Origin of the sequence: Methanomicrobium sp. W14 (genome assembly GCF_017875315.1) — an archaeon.
Taxonomy (GTDB): domain Archaea; phylum Halobacteriota; class Methanomicrobia; order Methanomicrobiales; family Methanomicrobiaceae; genus Methanomicrobium.
This window is the reverse complement of the sequence record NZ_JAGGMM010000001.1, coordinates 840,171-857,776: the sequence shown is the minus strand read 5'-3', so window position 1 is coordinate 857,776 and position 17,606 is coordinate 840,171. Positions and strand designations below refer to the sequence as shown.

Genomic DNA, 17,606 nt, shown 5'->3' with positions numbered 1-17,606 from the left:
AAATACGCCTAAAATTCAATTTTTAGTAAGCCCTGCTTTTTTACCTTGGTTGTCATGTGGTATAAATCCCAAAATCCGGTATATCCTGCTTTATGAAGCCTTTGAAGAATTTTTGCACGTTTTTCCACTTCAAAATACATCTCAGACCTCTTATTTTCAGGAACACCAAGTAAGGTTGCAATCTTTGACTCAAGAATGTAGCTGCTGCCTCTTCCGGGAAAGTCAAATTCGTCCGTAACAGGATTCCATACAAATACTGCCACAAATGAGAATCCGTGAGTATCGGGATCGTAACCAACAAGTTCATTTATACTTAGCATGCGCCTTACCGTATCACCTGAAGGTCTTCTCACTGCACTCTGTATAATTACAAGGTTTAGGTTATCGACGTGTGTCATAGGAATATTGATAGGTTCACTGCAGAGACGCTGAATAAGTTTTTCCACCGATGCAGCGTGAAATGTGCTCATTACAGGGTGTCCGGTCTGCATTGCACCGAATGCGACAGCTCCTTCAGAACCACGTATTTCACCGACAAGAATGTAATTTGGACGCTGACGAAGAGCTGCACGAAGTAGATCAAACATTGTTATGTCACTGCCTTCGCCTTCACCTTTTCCTTTTCCCTTTGAGACCTGTCTTGTCCAGTTTTTGTGAGGAACCGTCAGTTCCGGTGTATCCTCAATTGTCACTATTTTGCTTTCCGGTGCAATAAAAGTGGTTATGGCGTTGAGAGTTGTTGTTTTTCCACTTGCAGTTTCTCCGCTTACAAAAAGTGACATTCCGAATTCGATGCAGATCCAGAGGTACCCTGCAACCATATAGTCCGTGGTCTTCCACTCAATAAGCTGAAGTATACTTGCAGGTTCTTCTGAAAATTTACGGATGGTAAAATTGCTTCCGTTCTTTGAAATTTCTGTTCCGTAAACTATGTTTATACGCGAACCGTCAGGAAGGGTAGCATCAACTATAGGATTTCTGAAAGTTATCGGCTTTTTGATGCGTTCAGCCAGTTTTATTACAAAATTGTCTATCTCCTCAGAATATTTAAATCCAACCGCAGATTTAAGTCCTTTAAAGATCTTATGCTCTACAAATATAGGGCCGACCCCGTCGCACGTTATATCTTCGTTGTAAGGGTCTGCAAGAAACGGGTTTAATATGCCCATCTCTATTTTGTCTCTTATTAATAGATACTCAATAGAGCGGTACTCTGCCAGAGTGAGGATGACTCTTCCGTCCTCTGTCTGTGGAATTTTGCTTCCTGCAAGTTCTGTAGTCTCTTTTTTTGCGGTAAAATCAGTATTCAGGAAGTGGACAATTTTATCTTTTACTCCTGTATTTCCATCTGTCTCACCAGTAAGGGATGCATAGGACTCTTCAGGTTTTTTTATGTAGACTACTTCTTTTAATACCCTTTTCAGAACTTCTTTCCTTTCTTCCTCTGTAACAGGGTCTTCTTCCAGAACATCAATAAGATCTATAAGTTTTTTCTCTATCAAAGGCATTGCATCTGAGACAGAATGAAGAAATGAGGGCTCTATTGGAATGTAATAGTTTCTTACATCGTCCTGGTCCGGGAATATGTGGATAAATGTGAATTCATTTACAGGGTATATGACATTTGGGTTTTCCATACTTTTTAAGTCTCTTTTGAGTTCAGAGAAAAAAAGCGGGATTCCATAGAGGTTGACCGGAAACATCTGAAGGTATTCAAGAAGATGAGGACTTTGAGCTACGTATTCCTTTGCATTTGCAGGAAGCATTCTGTAAAGGGCAGAGGATTCATAGTTTGAATAGATATCTTCATCCTCATCAAGCTCCTCCGGCTGAAAAGGAAGATTTATGTTAGCACTTAGAGATGATCCCATATTTTATCATGTCTCTCCTTTAGACTCTTGCAGTTGACATTGGAATAATTTTCATGCCATATCCCGGGTGGACTTCAAATGAAACGACATTTCCTGTCGTTTTTCTTGCTCCTCTTACTTTTATGACCTCCATTACCATGACGTATTTGTCACCTACAAGGGCTTTTTTCATAAACAGGTGTGCATCACAGATTGATCTAATTCTTACAAGTGTGTCCTCTTCAAATGCATATGTGTGAAGAGTTATCAGGATAGTTTTGCCATGATCCACGAGATTTTTGCAGTTTGTCAAAAACGCCAGAAGATCGCTTTGTGATGTTGATTCGGTCAGAAGTGTAAGAGAGTCTACTACAATCACTTCGGCTTTGCTGTTCTGCATTTTATTTATAAGTCTTTTGAGAATTCCCTGCATCTCAGTTTCACCCCACTCAAAACCAATTGTATGCATGGGAAATATTTTCAGGTATCCCCATGCAAAGTAATCTGAGATGTCAAGGCTCATTGACTCCATCTGGGAAAGAAAACTTTTTGCAGTGTTTTCAGACGTAAAGAGTTCTACGTTAAGACTTGCCTTCATTGCACCCCATATGATCTGCTGAGTCATTACGCTTTTTCCGGTATCGTTTTCACCTTCTATAAGGGTGAGTGACCCGAGAGGCAGTCCGTCAGCCAGTTTTTTGTCTATTTCATTATTTCCTGTGGAGAGTATTTTTCTATCTTCTCCACCTATCAGGTCTCCAAGATTTTCTTCTTCTTCGTACATTTCAGGTCTCACTTTTTTTTAGTTTTAATCTGACTTATCCGATCACTTGCTGAATGGAGATTATTTTTATGTATTGACATATGATGATGCCGACACTCCGTTGGGAGTTGTCACCTGTACCCACAGGGGTTTTTGTCCGGGATATTGTACGGAGACGTTTATTGTTTCCTGAGGATCAAGAATGCCGGGGTTGAGGATATCGGGTTTGATTAAGATGATGCTCCATTCTCCTGAACTGTTTCCTGTCATGTAGTGCAGCGGGGCAAGAGCAGAATTGTTTCCTGTGTATATGTCCCAGTATTTATATTCTGAAATCTCTGCATTACCGTCATTTAGAATTTCGATATACAGCAGGCTGGATGATTCATTCACCGATATGTTGCTTATGTCTATGGATGTTCTAAGTCGCAAGTCCTGCAGGTTTACTTTATCCTGCTGGGCAACAGAAACAACTTCAGCTGTTGTCAAAACCACTGCAACAAGAAAATAGGCGGTTATAATCAGAAGAATCAGAGCAAATGCCGTTGCAATAATTGTTGCACTTCCCAATTTAACCACTCGTCGTAAATGTTTTGGATATGCTTACTCCGTTTGAAAGGGTAAAGCTGAAGTACACATAGTTGCCGGAGTTCCCAGGTATTTTGCTACTCTTAACTGTTATTTCAAGGGTCTCATGAGGGTCTAAGTAGTCATTTGTGTTATTGATTATTTTGTAGCTCCACTCTCCGTCACTCAGAGTCCCTGAATTGTCAAGTGTCATTAAATCAAAGTCCCCTTCGGCTCCTATAAAAAGATCTGATGAATTTATCATATTTGTGCCGATTTTCGAAGAACCTATATTTTTTATCCAGATTTTTGCGTCAGGACTTGCAGCATAGTTGTTGATAATTGTTATATCCGTTCTGAGACGTTCGTCCGCTGAATTTGACGATTCGGAAAAAGTGGATGTTGCCTGGAATATTATCGGGAAAAAAGCATTTACAAGTACCGCCGCAGCTACGATCGCAGTTATAAGAAAAATTGCTGTTGCAAATGTTTCACTTGACATGTTATATAAAGTATTAATAAGTCTTTTAGCAGGTCTACACTTTTTCGAGCAGGTCTATCCAGTCGTCTTCTGATGTATTTTCCCCTGTTTTTTTGTCTGAAGTCTCTTTTTCAGAGATCTCTCTTTTATCCATCATGACTTCGATCATTTCCCTGTCAAGTGATGAGTCTTCAGGAAAGAGAATTCTGTTCAGAACATAAAGTTCAGCTACAAATTCTTCAGAGCTTATTTCGTGGAAGTCTCCTATGGTTTCAGGCATAAGTTTTGAAATCTCCTTTACCTGGTCACAGGCTGTTTCGTTTATATATCCCATAGCCTTGTATGATTCTGTCATTATAAGAAGTCTGTCCTGACCGTATTTTTTTACCATCCTGCTTACCCATTCAAAGAGTCTGTGGAGTTTTTGGAGTCTGGGTCTGTCCTTTTGTTTTGTATCAACAGGAATTTCTTTTGCATTTTTTTCTATATCTTCTATTTGCTTTTTAAGAAGCATCATTGAATTCTTGTCGGCTGGGACAGGGTAATTCTGGTTGATACTATCGTCAGGATTATTTTCTGGAAATACCTCAATGTCAGACAATGTATCATCAGGAGCAGGAGTGACTTCCGGAACAGTCTCATTTTTGCCTTGTGTTTCATTTTCATCAGGTTCATGTTCTTCTGACAGAACCGGAGGAAGTCCTGCCTGCGGCAGTGAATTCGAAACGATAAACGGATTTTCTGTTTCGTTGAGTCTCTCCCTTAGATCAATTAGCAGTTTTTTAACGGATTTTTTGAGGAGATCAACTTCATCCTGAAGGTTTTGAAGCTTTACTTCCGGATCGTCGGCTGATGCTGCGCTTATAATATGGTCAACCTGCGACTGGTTTATAGCCATGATTATATTTATTTCTCTCTCAGTATTTAAAATACTGTTTAATGAATTTTATTTGATATGCGAATCATTCCGCGCTAAAAAAAAGGATATATTTTTTAAATTTAGTAATTGCCTGATTAATATAGAACATTTACTTTATCAATCTTTGAAGGAGCCTTACGTTTTATACCATAGGAAGAGCCTTTTGCAGGTCTTACCTCAAGGCTGAATTCTTTGTTTCGTGCAATCTCATTGCCAGAATCCAGATGCACATAAATTGTGAACTGCTCCTGGTTTTCGAGAAGTGCGCCTTTGTCTCCGTTTGCTATATCAATAATTCCCCATTCATTAGCTCCTATTGAGCTTTTGTCGACAACTACGTTTGTTGAAGTACTTTTGATTGCCGTTACATTATTAATTTTTGTAACGTCTTCGTCTGTTGAGAAAGTCATCGTCGTTGATGCAAAGTCAACTGGCGAACCGCCGGCTGTAAGGCCAAGCACAAACCTTAACCCGTCCATTTTTGCATCAACTCCTCCGACTGTTGTGCTATTCCCATAAACATCACCCATTACTTCAATACTTGATGATGTCTGCCCTACACTTGTATATACGACGTCTTGTGCCTTTTGCGTTGCAAAGAAGCCTGCACCAAGTATAACGTATGAGAATATTGAAGCCGTCACAACAAAGGCAATCAATACGATAGCAGCTTCAAGACCCGTAAATGCCTCTAAATCAAGTCCAAGAAACTCAAAACTGCCTGTGTCTATAACCATTCGTATCACTTCCTTGGTCTGGCGTTAAAAAAAATTTAGTATAGGATATTGACCTTTTCTATCTTTGCAGGAGCACCACGCTTTATTGCATAGGTTGTTCCCTCCGGAGGCTTGACTTCAATGGTGAACTCCTCATTTGGTGCCACTGCGGTGGAGTCAAGTTTTGCATAGATAGTAAACTGCTCTTCATTTTCAAGAAGTGCGCCGTCATCACCGTTTGCTATGTCAATAATACCCCAAGTGTTCGGGGCGCCACCCTGAAGATCTGACAGTGTGTCGATTACGCTTCCTGAACTTGAGATTTTTGATGAATTTATAAGATCAACGATAGCTGTTGTGTTTGTGAATACAAGGTTTGTGTTTGCAAAGTCAACTGATGACCCTCCCGAGGTAAGTCCTACTACAAATCTTACACCATCAATGTATGAGTTTGTACCGTTACCGTATACGTCACCGAGAACTTCAAGGCTTGATGAAGCCATGTCAACACTTGAGTAGACTACCTGCTGTGCTTTCTGTGTCGTGAAGAAACCTGCTCCCAATACAACGTACGAGAAAACTGCGGCTACGACAACGAATGCAATCAAGACAATTGCAGCCTCAAGACCGGTAAAACCTTCTTCTGATTTGAATAATTTAGCCATTCTTCTCATCTCCTTAGTAGAGTGTGTTTATCCCCTGAATCCTTGCAGGTGCCGACCTTGCAATTGTGTAGGATGTCCCTACAGCCGGGCGCAGATCAAGAGTGAAATCCTGGTTTGAAGAGATATTGTCTAGTGGGTTTGCTACAATAACAAAATGCTCTTCGTTTTCGAGGAGAAGATCATCGCTCTTGTTGTTCTTTGCAAGTACAACTGACCAGTTTCCTGGGTTGACGTTTTTCGGTTCCGAATCCCCTGTAACTATATCAGCCTGTCTTTCCAGTTTGCTTACGTTATCAGCATTGCTGAATGCAATTGTTGTCTGGCTGAAATCAACAGGTGAACCACCTGCTGTAAGCCCGACCGAAAACCTGATCTGATCAATATTGACTGAACTGTCTCCGTCATCACCGATACCGTATACATTACCCAGAACTTCTACGCTTGAACTAGCCTGGTCTACACTTGAATAGACTACCTGCTGTGCTTTCTGTGTCGTGAAGAAACCAGCTCCCAATACAACGTATGAGAAAACTGCTGCCACAACTACGAATGCAATCAGTACAATTGCAGCCTCAAGGCCTGTAAAACCTTCTTCTGTGTTTATTTTTAGCATTACAATTCCTCCAATTATATTATTTTCATTAACATTTCCTTATGAGAGAGTATTGGATCCCTCCAACCTCTATCAGTAGTATTTAACATGGGCATTGTTTAAAAATTTTATTTATTTGTCATGAGTACGTTAGACGTATTATAGGAATACGTATGAAATTCACGAAATTTTATTTCGATATTTTGATAAAAGAGAGTAATTATTTCATTTTTTTATTATCATTCAAATGTCATCGCATATTTTTCCATATTTTGTGAATCCGGTGTACCTCCCGGCGCTATAATATTTTTTTCAAATTAAAATAGTGTTATGAAAAATGAGTGATTTTTTAAAGTAATTTATTCATTGCAATCTGAAACCAAAGTATTTTCTTGATTAGACTAAAATCAGACCCTTTTTGTTTCCTGTTATGCAGATGCCCCCCTTTTCTTTCACTATGAATGTGTTTTCAATACCAACCATGCCAATATCTTTTATCCCTTTTTTGGGTTCTACTGCAAATGTCATGTTTTCATTAACGGGGTCGTCAAACCCTTTTGCAATAACAGGCATTTCATCTATTAAAAGACCTATTCCGTGCCCCAGAAATCTGACTTTTCTGTCTTTGTACCCCATAAAATTCTCTTTGAAATCATTTTCAAGGCTTTCCATAACAGACCGGTATATTTCTGAGGGTGTGTTGCCGGGCTTTAGCATTGAGGCAATCTGGTTTTGTATTTCAACACATTTGTTGTGAATGTCTATTGCGTATTCCGGCAGCTTTTTTTGAAACATGTATGTCATGGTTTTATCGGTCTGGTAACCCTGATAACCACACCCTACATCAAGATATACAAGGTCACCTGGTTTCAGTTTCCTTTCTTTACTGCCTAAAACAGGTGCATAGGGGCCTACACCACGGTTTCCGCTGGCCCCGTTGAAATATGACGGGTAAATTGAACTGTCCCCAAAACATATATGGCCCATCATGATTTCAGTGTCGAACATCCCGAACCTTACAATTCCCTGGTGACCTTCATCAACGAATACCTTGTATAGTTCGGTTCCAAGTTCAGCCTCACTCATTCCTTCCCTGAGCATTTCAGGAACGAGGTCTTCTGTTACATGACGGTGGATTTCTCCGGATTTTATCATAAGATTCAGCTCATAGCCGGTTTTTACTGACCTGGTATCAGCAATCTGCCTGTCTGCCGAAAGGGTTTTGTCAAAATGGAAATGTTTTAAAAATCTTTTAAGCTGTGCGTATGATATCACTTCGGTATCGGTGTACAGGGATTCCCCTTTTATGTCACAGTCTTCTGCGGCATCACGAAAACTCTGCATTTGTTTCAGGTTGCTGAAGCAAGACTCGTCTTTTGCACGTTCGTAGCTGTTTCTTACGTAAAAAACTGGTTCTTCATCCCTTGGAATAATCAGAACTCCGTCCTGCATTGTCCCTGTAAAGTAGTACTGGTTCACCTTACCGAAAATCACCGTATATTCCCATTCAGGGTTTTTGGAGTCCATATTGTTGTGAAAATATTTCATTCTTTTTTTAAGTTCGCCTGAAGGGATTTTATTTTGCATAAACAGTTATTTTGGAAGAATAGCATAATAATTGGCATTCAGGTAGGTAAACCTGAAGGATTTTTATCCCGCCGCTTATTTTAAGAGAGGATTTCTACAAGGCCGATTGAGCCTAAGAACCATGAACAGACAAGGATCAGGATAGAAAAAGAACTTCCTGAAGCAGTGCATCTGAAACTGCTTGATTTAAACGACGTTACGAATATAGCACTTAACAATTATCTTGAAGAAATCAAAAGATAGACAATGCGAGGGAGGGGATTCGAACCCCCGAATTTCTACAAAACGGGATCTTAAGTCCCGCGCCTTTGGCCAAGCTCGGCAACCCTCGCATATTTGTGTTTTTTTAATTTAAATGAATCAACTCTTTATTTTAAGCATCTGATCTTAAGTCCAACGCCTTTGGCCAGGCCCGGCAAACTCTCGCCGGTGTTTTTTCCCACATTAATGTGGAGTATACATATTTCTCATCCTAAGAAAAAAAGATAACTGATTTGATTTTCATGCCGGACTCATCCGGCATGTTAATATCCGGTTTATTATACAAGGATAAAATACCCGATAATCGAGAAAACAAAGGCCAGCAGCAGTATTGCAAGACCCAAAGGTGCAATAAATGTGAGCATTGCGTTTACCGAACTTGCAAGCTGGGATATCCTGTGCGAGCCGAAGACTGCTATTCCTTCGCACCAAGCGGTTGTTGCGCCGCAACTGGCAGGAGAAAGGTCTGATATTGCTTCTTTTACAGACGATAATACATACGGGAGTATCTTGTCTGCCGGTATTTTATACCCGACAGGATTTTTTCCGCTGAGCGTGTTTACTACATGCGAGTCGGTGGTCATAAGTTCGCATTCGTCAACAAGTTCTAGGATTTTGTCCCTTAAGACTTTCCTGACACCGTTTAACATGTTGTTGCCGTCGAAAAGAACATAAGCCGTTGTGTTTCCGTTTGTCCTGGTGACAAGGACCTGTATCCCGATGTCTCCGAATCCTTCTTCACGCGTAAAAGGGACTTTTATATGTGAGACCCCTGCCTCAAAGTTCTCCTGTTTTTTGTTAAAAGACTCTTTTCCTGCGAGATCACAGACTTTCATGTACTCATACGCCGTAAGAGATGCGGGCATAACAGGACTTGCTACTTCAACCATGCAGTTATGGGCGTCTACAAATGCAATATGGTTAAACCTTTTGTGCCCCTCGGACATTATGGAAAGACCGATAGGATAGTCCACGTCTTCGGTCATTTCAGGGTACCTTGTGCTTATAAGAAGAAGGGCATCACCAAAAGGCTGTGCCAGGACCTGGACTGAACCGTATTTATATCTCTCTGATCTTCCGGCTGTGCTGCTGTAAACAATTGTGTCTTTCGTTTTTTCGATTGCGGATACGACTTTGGGAATTTCGTTTTCGGATATGAGGTTGAAATCATGTGTTGCACATCCGTGCGCAACGATGGTTTCACCTCCGAGGGATTCGTGAAGAATCCTCGGAAGGTTCCCTCCACCTATCTCTCCCATAGGGCCGGGGTGAAGGTTGGGGACAGTAAACAGGATGTCTTTTTTGTCTTCTCTTTTAAAGAAAAGTGTGACCTGTGGGACATATACATCTTCTCCGATTTCATGAAAAAAGTCCTCAAGGGATTTTGATCCGTCGGTGTTGTGGGCTATAAAGGCGTTGATAAAGTTAAGAGCGCTTATATGAAAGTTTTTCTTTAACGGCCTTTCTATAAGCCACAGAAAAAGAATTACACCAATGCCGAACAACAGGTGAATAAGAAGAGCACTAAATGCAAACATGATGTCAAAATAAAATATTCCGGGAATTATTGCAAAAAAACTCTGTGTAAAGGCTGGAATTATCATATGAGACATTTTATAATCTGCAATCGCTACAAGAACAATCAGCCTGATTGCAAATATAAATCCTAATGATATGGAAAATAAAAGCGGAAAAATCCCTTCAAATACCAGAAGAACCGGAAATAAACTTATTATTATCGAAAAGACCGTGCATGCAAGTGCAAGAAGAGCCGACCTGTTCCATGTAATTTTTTTACCGAATATTTCGACAAGCGGCTTTGTCAGGATGAAAGCGAGAAATGCCGGAATAAAAAATCCGAAAAAACCGAACAGGTGAATGTCATTATTTCTTATTATACTTGCAATGTCAAGAACCATCCCAAGAATAAATATAATTACAAGAGATCTCGGCCATGAAGGAGCCTTGAACAGGAACCTGCTGAGACCTTCAATTTTTGATTCACCAACCTGTGCCATTTAATTAATACCTTCTTTGATTTATGGTCTATTGGTTTTCAGGTTTTGAAAACTATTATTGTGTATATAGATTGTTCAGAGCTCACCGAAATACTTTTTATATCTTTCCAGCATTCGGTTCCAGTCGCAGAGGTTAGTCTGGCATCCCGTTTTTTCAACTGCAAAAGACGCGGTTGTTGTTCCTATCTTGCAGCATGTTTCTTCAGAACAGCCTTTTTTGTATGCCGTAAGAAAACCGGCCCTGTAGGCATCTCCGGCGCCTGTAGGGTCTTCTAATTTCACGGGAATTGCAGGAATTCTGAAAGTGTTTCCGTTTACGTGAAGCTCACTTCCCTCCTCTGACATGGTTATTACTGAAACGGGAATATTTTTCAGGAAATCTGTCTTTTTAATCCCGGTTTTATCACACATTCTTTTGACTTCGTGCTGGTTTGCAAACAGGATATCAATGTTTCCGATTATTGATATAAGCTCTTCCTTTGTGTATTTTATAAGGTCCTGGCCTGGGTCAAATGAGGAAAATTCTGCTTTTTCCGCAACCCTTACGTTGAATTCAGGATCTGATGTTGCCATATGCACAAATTCAAGGGCTGGTGCATCTTCGGTCTTGAAAAGCTCGGATGCACCCCATTCAAATACAGTGGTCTGATCTCCTCTGGTATCATTGAACAGGTAGCACGTGGCGGTGTTCTTGTCTTCAGAGACGAAGAAACTGCCTGAAACACCGAGTTCTTTAAGCCATTTGTCGTAGTTGCTGTTCTCAAAATCTTTTCCTACAGCACTTATTAAAACGGCATCTCCGCCGAGAACTGCGATTCCTGCGGCGATATTTGCTGCACCGCCTCCAAAATAGATTTTATGATCAAGTACGGGAACCGAGTTGTGTCTTTCCGGAAGTTTTGGTAGAGTAAAAATATGATCAATTGCAGTATGTCCTACAACTGAAATCATAATTTTAGAGCTCCTTTATTTCCAGGACTTTCAGCGGTACATCGCGAAGAGCCTTTCCGACGACTGACTTTGCGATTCTGCCTGCATGTTCCTTTGATTCGGCTTTGAAGACCTTCATTTCAAGTATAAGGCCGACAAGTCCCATATTTGCGACAACAAGTGCGTTGTTCAGCGCTTCCTCACAAAACGGGCAGATAAGCTGTCCTATTTCAATATCAACAAATTTCGCGGACGGGTTAAGGCGTTTGCCTGCTTCACTAATTGCTATGCCTATTGCATCGTCAAGAGTGTCTACGTCTTTGACAATCCATGCTGATTCAAGAGTTACAAGATAATCTGACATTTTTTTTACCCTGATTTACCAGGTTTCTTCGTGAACATGTTCACTAATCGGCATTCTTTCCGCCCTGTATTCGGGAAGGGTGCCGTGTCCAATCGCAAGCAGCGTTACTGGTCTTGCGTGCTTTAAAAGTCCGAGGATTTCTGAAATTTCATCATCGTCGAATGCCCCTGTCCAGCATGTCTGAAGTCTCAGTGAATGTGCGGCAAGCATCATATAAGTAGCTGCAATAGATGCGTCTTCGACTGCATATAGTATGCCTCTCTCACCATACTGCGACATCGAACGGACATAGTTTGCACAGACGGCCAGAACCACTGGTGCCTGTATTATATGCTCCTGCCCGAAGGCTGCATCTGAAAGGTCTTCTTTTATGCTTTCATCCGTTACGATAACAACGTCCCAGGACTCGCGGTTTCCTGCACTCGGGGATTTTCCGGCACACTTAATGATATAGTTCAGGTCCTCATCCGAGACAGGATCGCTGCTGAAATCCCTGACAGACGATCTTGTTTCGATAAAATCGTAAAAATCAGACGAATTCATTTTCCGATAACACCTGCCACGCCTGCTGTGCAGGAGTAGTTGCTTTAGTCATGGCTTTTCCTACCGCAAGAGAAAAGTCGTCAAAATCTTCGTTGTCAATCATGTTTTCACTATTTTCCAGAATGCCGGACGCCTCCAGAAATTCGGCTTTTTTACTTTTGTTGTAGGCTATTATAAGATCCTGATTTATCGATCCTATAAGTATCTTAAGCATTCTTTTCGCACCGGTTTTCTCTGCACCTTTCAGCTCGCAGAGTACCGGAATCATCTGTGAAACCGTGATAAGATTTGTCTTGACACGTTCTGCAAAAAGGTAATTCTGAATAGCTTCTTTTGAATTCATCACAATAAACCTACCTTTGTTCTCTCAGCAAAAAGTGAGACCTTTGTTTATTAAGGGTCTCATTTATGTTCTTATTTGGATTTGGCTTTTGCGCCTTTGATTGAAGCTGCAGAGCGTTTGATGCGCCTTCTGAAGCGCGGATCAACCTGTGGCGTGCGTGAACGGGACTGCTGTCTTCCTCTTCTGCCGCCTCGTCCTGCGTCCTGTGTTTTCTGAACAGCTCTTTTTAATTTGGCACCTGATTTAAAGCGCTGGTTTGGGCCCGGCTTTTTGTAGTTCCCTTCTTTCTGGGGAACAAGCCTCAGCTGGCCTGATACACTTTTGATCTGAGTCCAGGTAGTAATACCAGTTTTTCCCATTTATAACACTTCCTTTAATTTTTTTAACAACTGAACCTGCATTGGATTTATGCTGCAACAACAGCCTCGACTGCTTTTGATTTTATTACTTCAACACGTCTTGTAGGGTGAATCTGCTTTATGCTCTTGAAGATATCACGTGAGATTTCCCCTGACACCATGTCCCTGACAAACTGGTAGTATGACTGCTCTTTTGCCTTGTTGATGATGTAGTTTGTTATCTCAGCCCTTATTGCGTGCTGCTGGCTTGCATCCGCACGGTTAATTGTGAAGCATGTGGTTGTCACACGGAGTTTTTTATCGTCATTTGTAGTCACAAGAACTATACTGTCGATTCTTGAAGTGCGGCGCTTGACCATTGCACGGATGTAGTCTTTTGTGACCTCATGCCCTGCAAAGTCAGTGTATGCTGCATCTCCTGCAACTTCCGTAATTTTAAACCTCATCTTGATATTCTGCTTGGAGTAGTCCTGAGTCATTTCACCCAGTGTCGTCTGCATAACCCTTCCGTAGACCTTTTCGGGTTCGTTTGCGATTGTATCTCCAAGGTATACCTTGTCAAAAGCTTCTGGTGAGTATACTTTAAACCAGTTCTTTGCTTTCCATCCTTCTACTCTTCTTCCTATTTGTTTCCTTTTTGCCATTTTTTCACCTCAAATATTTTTTCTGTGTCCATTTATGTTCTTTTTTTAGCGACAGGTACCAAACCGCATATTTCATCTGCTATTGACAGATTCATCATGTAATCGTCTACTGATGCCACGACAGATCTGAGTTTGTCGTTTTTGATTCTACAGATGACGTTTTTTCCGGAGACTTCAGTATTCATAGATCTAAGGTTGTCCGCTTTCAGTGATTCGGATATACATAAGGGATTCTTATGGTATGTTGTAATTGTCCCTGTAATTTTTATCATTTTAAGCAAAAGTCTCCTTAACTCCGTTTATGAATGTGGAGATACCGTTTTTGTCAAAGTATCCTCCGGCACGGTATTTGTGCCCTCCTCCTGTTCCGCCTGCCTTTTCCGTAATGTTCTTCATAAACTCAGAAAGGTTGCACTCAACTCCGTTCGGACATCTTGCGGAGACCGAGTACTTTTCACCGGAGCCTACTATCACGAATACAGGTTTTTCAAACAGTCTGTCAAATGCGAGTGAATCGGCAACGCAGCTTGCTGCTGCCGGGTCTGAGACCTCAAACACCGGGACTTTTTCATCTATCATATGTGCGTTTTTTATTGAGGATATAACATTTAACCTGTGTTTTACCGCAACATCCCAGCCTTCCTCAACAAATTCGGTCATTCTGAGGCATAGTGATACGCCAAGACCACCTCTTCCGCAAAGGCCGCATGATTCAATTACGGCTGCCATACTGTGTGCGTCGTGAATTGCACCTCTCTCAAGTTCATACGTGTCTCCCCACAGTGAAAGCATTGACACATGATTTGTTTTAGAGGCTATTTTCAGAACAATTGCTGAAATGAGCTTTTCATAGCTGAATTTATCGTCAGCAGCCGATAATTTTACGAGATCTTTTGCAGATTTCATGTCTCCGCTTATTCCGCAGAGGTAAGGGTCTGTTGCGATATTCAGTTTCTCCTCAATATTTCTCCCGGGAAGCGTCATTCCTCTTCCGGGTACAATGAACTGATTTGCAATGCCTTCGCTTATGATTTCGAGGTTTTTTCCAGAGTTTTTCTGCCTGTCCCCGATAACTCCGAGCAGTGCAAGTCCGCTTAAGTCCCTGTTGTCTCCAAGCCTGTTTGCAACAATATATGCAGCGCCTGATGCTGAAAGCTCCGTTTCTCCGTCTATTCCAAACAAACGCGGGTTGACATGATATTCACCATTGAAGCAGGGAATATGATGATCAATTACTATCGTTTCATCCGGCAGATCCTCGAGAGAAGAACCGAAATCACATAATAGCGAAACCTCATCAGACTTTACATCTTTTGGAAGGATCCGGTCCTTTATGGTCAGCTGGAAATTTTTTCCGAGGCGTTTTAGTGCATGGCACATAATCGCGGCCGAAGCTATTCCGTCTGCATCATGGTGACCGTATATCCTGATAAAATCAGAATCGGTTATTTTGTCTGCAATACTTTCTGAAACGGTTTCAATGGACATATTATGAAGTTATCTGGATAGCAGGAACTCCGCTGTTTCCGGCTTGTATGTCCAGTCCTGTGGCATTTTGCCGTTTTTCGAATAATACCTGCCGAGTCTTCTTACTTTTGCCTCAGTAAGATGAAGCTGGCGTTTGTTGTGGAGATCCTTTTTGTTCTCGGTGAGGTGTTTTCTCATTCCAAGCGCCTTTACAATCAGGTTCCTGAGATCTTCAGGGATCTCTGATGCAAGGTTGTTTTCAGCAAGAATCTGTTCAATGCGTTTCCCTGTAGCAAGTTTTACACTTGGAACACAGTGTTTGTCGCGAAGAACAAGACCAATCTGTGCGCTTGACATCCCGCTCTTTCTCAGATCAACTATGATCTTTTCTATCTCTGCTGTGTCCTTGTTGGACCATTCTGGTGCCTCCGTGCGAAGCGGACGTACCGAACTGGACGTTCCGCGTCTTCGGGCATGCATTCGTGCCATTGTTCACCACCTTTATTTTAACTTTGGTTTTTCTGGTATTTTACAGGACATTTTGCCTTTGTAAAAACCGTTCTTTTAACTTTTATATCTTTAATCCTGTAAATTCTGCCTGTTTAAGACGAGGCAATATTATTTTTACGGATTGCATTTCATTTTGATGAAATATCAAGATATGCATGTAAGTCCACAAAAAGAGCCATAACTGACCTTTTTTGTAATCCCATAGCCTCTGTGGCAGTATCTTTTTTAAGACAGATACGTCGGACTTACATTAAAGTCAGCACCATATTTCATGTGCTGTAAATTCATTGGGTCTGCAGATGGATAAATGCATCGTATAATATATTCTTTTTGAGTGTATTTTATCCGTATCCTAAATTGAATTCATCAGTTTTTTTGGTTTTATTTGATTGAAACAGATGTCCGGAACCGGGACTACATTTTCATGGAATATCCAATTATTTTTCAATTAAAAGCAAGATTTATAAATTAATTTATCCAATGTTTGAGATAGCAGATGACTTTGCGATAATAGTCTAGCGGTAGGACAGAGGCTTCCCAAGCCTCCAGCCCGGGTTCGATCCCCGGTTATCGCATAAAATGTTTATCTTCTTTTGTGAAATGAATAATTTTTTTATATTCTTTTATAACAGTGGGAATTATCTTTTTCGACAGGAATCATGTCTTTTTTGCTGTTATTAAAAAGTTATAACTATCCTAAAATACAAGATAAAGTTAACGCAAATGAAGAATTCAGAAATATATGCTATTAGTATTCTGAGTGATGACTGTCAGGGAGTATTAAGGGATGTCTCTGATGTGATGGCATCTCATGGTGTGAATATAGTCCTCGCTCAGGCGTCGGTATTCCCGGCGGAATCGGAGAAGAAGACGTCGTTTATCTATTTTGAATTTGAGAATGTAGATAATATTGAGTCATTGTCTTCAGATCTTTTGCGTCTTGAGAAAATTCATTCTGTTAAGACGTATCAGCCTTTGTCCAAGATTTTTGGCAAGAGAGTCATTATTATCGGCGGCGGGGCTCAGGTTGCACAGGTTGCTCTTGGAGCCGTAAATGAAGCAGACCGGCATAATATCCGCGGCGAGAGGATTTCGGTTGACACCATACCTCTTGTGGGTGAAAAGGACCTTGCGGCAACAATCGATGCGGTCTGCCGCCTGCCGAGAGTATCCGTTCTTGTTCTTGCGGGGTCTCTTATGGGTGGTTCAATTTCGGATTCTGTGGAAAATGTGCGTTCTGCAGGGATTCCAGTAATCTCCCTTAAGATGGCAGGAAGTGTTCCTGAACACGCAGATCTGATTGTAACCGATCCTATTCAGGCAGGAGTTTTTGCGGTGATGCAGTCAAGCAGTCTTGCGGTATTTAATATTGATAGGGTAAGGGGGCATGAGTTTTGAGGTCCAAAATAGACGAAGCTGTCTCAGTTCTTCACAGGGATGGTCTCATTGTATATCCTACAGAGACCGTTTATGGTCTTGGATGTGATGCGTTTTCCGAAAATGCAATTCACAGAGTGTATGAAGTTAAAAAAAGGCCGGTTTCAAATCCGATATCTGTTGCCGTGTGCGACCTTGAGATGGCCCTTGCGATTACTCTGATGAGTGATTTTGAGCAGGAGTTTATTGAGAGGTTTCTCCCGGGGCCTGTAACGGCAGTGGTTAAGGCAGGTAGCTGTATTCCCAAAGTCCTTACGGGAGGAACCGATTACATAGGCATCAGGATACCTGACAATGAGACGGCACTAAACATAATCAGGGAGTTTGATGCGCCGATAACTTCTACAAGTGCAAATATTTCCGGTGGAAAATCACCTGTGGACTTTAATGAGGTAACAGTTGTCTACGATCTTTTTGTTGACGGCGGCAGACTTCCCGGAACACCAAGCACTGTTGTTGATCTTTGCAGAAAAGAGGTCATTCGTGCAGGCCCGCAGCTTGATGAGATAGGCAGATACCTGGCGGATGAAAAAGAATGATCTCTTCAGATGATATAATTCATTTTATTCTTTTGAAATTATTCTGTTTTT

General features: G+C 41.2%; 21 protein-coding genes and 2 tRNA genes. 3 read left to right on the top strand and 20 right to left on the bottom strand.

Features of this window, described 5'->3' with window-relative positions:
• Positions 1–8 precede the first annotated feature (8 nt).
• From J2128_RS04560 to J2128_RS04465, 20 genes are all read right to left on the bottom strand, one after another.
• A complete protein-coding gene (locus tag J2128_RS04560) occupies positions 9–1,871 on the bottom strand; it encodes a type II/IV secretion system ATPase subunit (protein WP_209689918.1) in 1,863 nt (620 codons plus the stop codon).
• 19 nt (positions 1,872–1,890) lie between these two features.
• Positions 1,891–2,634, bottom strand: a complete 744-nt coding sequence (locus J2128_RS04555; protein WP_209689917.1) for an ATPase domain-containing protein — start codon at positions 2,632–2,634, stop codon at positions 1,891–1,893.
• A gap of 66 nt (positions 2,635–2,700) precedes the next feature.
• Positions 2,701–3,183 carry a hypothetical protein gene (locus J2128_RS04550; protein ID WP_209689916.1) on the bottom strand — a complete coding sequence of 161 codons (483 nt, stop codon included), beginning with the start codon at positions 3,181–3,183 and terminating at the stop codon, positions 2,701–2,703.
• Between the two features lies 1 nt (position 3,184).
• Entirely contained in the window at positions 3,185–3,682 is a 498-nt protein-coding gene (locus tag J2128_RS04545; RefSeq protein ID WP_209689915.1) for a flagellin, read from the bottom strand.
• Between the two features lie 34 nt (positions 3,683–3,716).
• Positions 3,717–4,559 (bottom strand): hypothetical protein, encoded by an 843-nt coding sequence (locus J2128_RS04540; protein ID WP_209689914.1) that lies wholly within the window; start codon positions 4,557–4,559, stop codon positions 3,717–3,719.
• A 116-nt stretch (positions 4,560–4,675) separates the two neighbouring features.
• On the bottom strand, positions 4,676–5,317 hold the full coding sequence (locus J2128_RS04535) for a flagellin (RefSeq protein WP_209689913.1): 642 nt from the start codon (positions 5,315–5,317) through the stop codon (positions 4,676–4,678).
• A 35-nt stretch (positions 5,318–5,352) separates the two neighbouring features.
• Positions 5,353–5,961 (bottom strand): archaellin/type IV pilin N-terminal domain-containing protein, encoded by a 609-nt coding sequence (locus tag J2128_RS04530; protein WP_209689912.1) that lies wholly within the window; start codon positions 5,959–5,961, stop codon positions 5,353–5,355.
• Positions 5,962–5,974: 13 nt separating this feature from the next.
• Positions 5,975–6,574 carry an archaellin/type IV pilin N-terminal domain-containing protein gene (locus J2128_RS04525; RefSeq protein WP_209689911.1) on the bottom strand — a complete coding sequence of 200 codons (600 nt, stop codon included), beginning with the start codon at positions 6,572–6,574 and terminating at the stop codon, positions 5,975–5,977.
• Positions 6,575–6,949: 375 nt separating this feature from the next.
• A complete protein-coding gene (locus J2128_RS04520) occupies positions 6,950–8,140 on the bottom strand; it encodes a Xaa-Pro peptidase family protein (protein ID WP_209689910.1) in 1,191 nt (396 codons plus the stop codon).
• A 247-nt stretch (positions 8,141–8,387) separates the two neighbouring features.
• Positions 8,388–8,472, bottom strand: a tRNA-Leu gene (locus tag J2128_RS04515).
• Positions 8,473–8,679: 207 nt separating this feature from the next.
• Positions 8,680–10,419 carry a DUF2070 family protein gene (locus tag J2128_RS04510; RefSeq protein ID WP_209689909.1) on the bottom strand — a complete coding sequence of 580 codons (1,740 nt, stop codon included), beginning with the start codon at positions 10,417–10,419 and terminating at the stop codon, positions 8,680–8,682.
• A 75-nt stretch (positions 10,420–10,494) separates the two neighbouring features.
• Positions 10,495–11,370, bottom strand: coding sequence for a carbohydrate kinase family protein (locus J2128_RS04505; protein ID WP_209689908.1), 876 nt, complete (start codon positions 11,368–11,370; stop codon positions 10,495–10,497).
• 4 nt (positions 11,371–11,374) lie between these two features.
• A complete protein-coding gene (locus J2128_RS04500) occupies positions 11,375–11,713 on the bottom strand; it encodes a DUF555 domain-containing protein (protein WP_209689907.1) in 339 nt (112 codons plus the stop codon).
• A gap of 15 nt (positions 11,714–11,728) precedes the next feature.
• Positions 11,729–12,256, bottom strand: coding sequence for a nitroreductase family protein (locus J2128_RS04495; protein ID WP_209689906.1), 528 nt, complete (start codon positions 12,254–12,256; stop codon positions 11,729–11,731).
• Entirely contained in the window at positions 12,243–12,599 is a 357-nt protein-coding gene (locus tag J2128_RS04490) for a hypothetical protein (protein WP_209689905.1), read from the bottom strand. Before J2128_RS04490 ends, J2128_RS04495 begins: the two co-directional genes overlap by 14 nt.
• Positions 12,600–12,670: 71 nt before the next feature.
• Positions 12,671–12,958, bottom strand: a complete 288-nt coding sequence (locus tag J2128_RS04485) for a DUF5350 domain-containing protein (protein ID WP_209689904.1) — start codon at positions 12,956–12,958, stop codon at positions 12,671–12,673.
• Between the two features lie 47 nt (positions 12,959–13,005).
• Positions 13,006–13,602 carry a 30S ribosomal protein S3ae gene (locus J2128_RS04480; protein WP_209689903.1) on the bottom strand — a complete coding sequence of 199 codons (597 nt, stop codon included), beginning with the start codon at positions 13,600–13,602 and terminating at the stop codon, positions 13,006–13,008.
• Positions 13,603–13,634: 32 nt separating this feature from the next.
• A complete protein-coding gene (locus J2128_RS04475; protein WP_209689902.1) occupies positions 13,635–13,874 on the bottom strand; it encodes a KEOPS complex subunit Pcc1 in 240 nt (79 codons plus the stop codon).
• Between the two features lies 1 nt (position 13,875).
• Positions 13,876–15,090, bottom strand: coding sequence for a DHH family phosphoesterase (locus J2128_RS04470; RefSeq protein ID WP_209689901.1), 1,215 nt, complete (start codon positions 15,088–15,090; stop codon positions 13,876–13,878).
• Between the two features lie 9 nt (positions 15,091–15,099).
• Positions 15,100–15,558 (bottom strand): 30S ribosomal protein S15, encoded by a 459-nt coding sequence (locus tag J2128_RS04465; RefSeq protein WP_209689900.1) that lies wholly within the window; start codon positions 15,556–15,558, stop codon positions 15,100–15,102.
• A gap of 525 nt (positions 15,559–16,083) precedes the next feature.
• Between J2128_RS04465 and J2128_RS04460 the strand changes: the two genes are divergently transcribed.
• The 3 genes from J2128_RS04460 (at position 16,084) to J2128_RS04450 (ending at position 17,555) form a co-directional block, all read left to right on the top strand.
• Positions 16,084–16,154 (top strand) — tRNA-Gly (locus J2128_RS04460).
• A 148-nt stretch (positions 16,155–16,302) separates the two neighbouring features.
• Positions 16,303–16,977: a DUF5612 domain-containing protein gene (locus J2128_RS04455; protein ID WP_209689899.1), complete on the top strand. Its 675-nt coding sequence runs from the start codon at positions 16,303–16,305 to the stop codon at positions 16,975–16,977.
• Positions 16,974–17,555, top strand: coding sequence for an L-threonylcarbamoyladenylate synthase (locus J2128_RS04450; RefSeq protein WP_209689898.1), 582 nt, complete (start codon positions 16,974–16,976; stop codon positions 17,553–17,555). The genes J2128_RS04455 and J2128_RS04450 overlap by 4 nt, the downstream gene beginning before the upstream one ends.
• The last annotated feature ends 51 nt before the right edge of the window (positions 17,556–17,606 follow it).

Bases quoted from the DNA above. Each gene is read 5' to 3' on its own strand.
- J2128_RS04560 (WP_209689918.1), bottom strand. From the start codon at position 1,871: ATGGGATCATCTCTAAGTGCTAACATAAATCTTCCTTTTCAGCCGGAG.
- J2128_RS04555 (WP_209689917.1), bottom strand. From the start codon at position 2,634: ATGTACGAAGAAGAAGAAAATCTTGGAGACCTGATAGGTGGAGAAGAT.
- J2128_RS04545 (WP_209689915.1), bottom strand. From the start codon at position 3,682: ATGTCAAGTGAAACATTTGCAACAGCAATTTTTCTTATAACTGCGATC.
- J2128_RS04540 (WP_209689914.1), bottom strand. From the start codon at position 4,559: ATGGCTATAAACCAGTCGCAGGTTGACCATATTATAAGCGCAGCATCA.
- J2128_RS04535 (WP_209689913.1), bottom strand. From the start codon at position 5,317: ATGGTTATAGACACAGGCAGTTTTGAGTTTCTTGGACTTGATTTAGAG.
- J2128_RS04530 (WP_209689912.1), bottom strand. From the start codon at position 5,961: ATGGCTAAATTATTCAAATCAGAAGAAGGTTTTACCGGTCTTGAGGCT.
- J2128_RS04525 (WP_209689911.1), bottom strand. From the start codon at position 6,574: ATGCTAAAAATAAACACAGAAGAAGGTTTTACAGGCCTTGAGGCTGCA.
- J2128_RS04520 (WP_209689910.1), bottom strand. From the start codon at position 8,140: ATGCAAAATAAAATCCCTTCAGGCGAACTTAAAAAAAGAATGAAATAT.
- J2128_RS04510 (WP_209689909.1), bottom strand. From the start codon at position 10,419: ATGGCACAGGTTGGTGAATCAAAAATTGAAGGTCTCAGCAGGTTCCTG.
- J2128_RS04505 (WP_209689908.1), bottom strand. From the start codon at position 11,370: ATGATTTCAGTTGTAGGACATACTGCAATTGATCATATTTTTACTCTA.
- J2128_RS04500 (WP_209689907.1), bottom strand. From the start codon at position 11,713: ATGTCAGATTATCTTGTAACTCTTGAATCAGCATGGATTGTCAAAGAC.
- J2128_RS04495 (WP_209689906.1), bottom strand. From the start codon at position 12,256: ATGAATTCGTCTGATTTTTACGATTTTATCGAAACAAGATCGTCTGTC.
- J2128_RS04490 (WP_209689905.1), bottom strand. From the start codon at position 12,599: ATGAATTCAAAAGAAGCTATTCAGAATTACCTTTTTGCAGAACGTGTC.
- J2128_RS04485 (WP_209689904.1), bottom strand. From the start codon at position 12,958: ATGGGAAAAACTGGTATTACTACCTGGACTCAGATCAAAAGTGTATCA.
- J2128_RS04480 (WP_209689903.1), bottom strand. From the start codon at position 13,602: ATGGCAAAAAGGAAACAAATAGGAAGAAGAGTAGAAGGATGGAAAGCA.
- J2128_RS04475 (WP_209689902.1), bottom strand. From the start codon at position 13,874: ATGATAAAAATTACAGGGACAATTACAACATACCATAAGAATCCCTTA.
- J2128_RS04470 (WP_209689901.1), bottom strand. From the start codon at position 15,090: ATGTCCATTGAAACCGTTTCAGAAAGTATTGCAGACAAAATAACCGAT.
- J2128_RS04465 (WP_209689900.1), bottom strand. From the start codon at position 15,558: ATGGCACGAATGCATGCCCGAAGACGCGGAACGTCCAGTTCGGTACGT.
- J2128_RS04455 (WP_209689899.1), top strand. From the start codon at position 16,303: ATGAAGAATTCAGAAATATATGCTATTAGTATTCTGAGTGATGACTGT.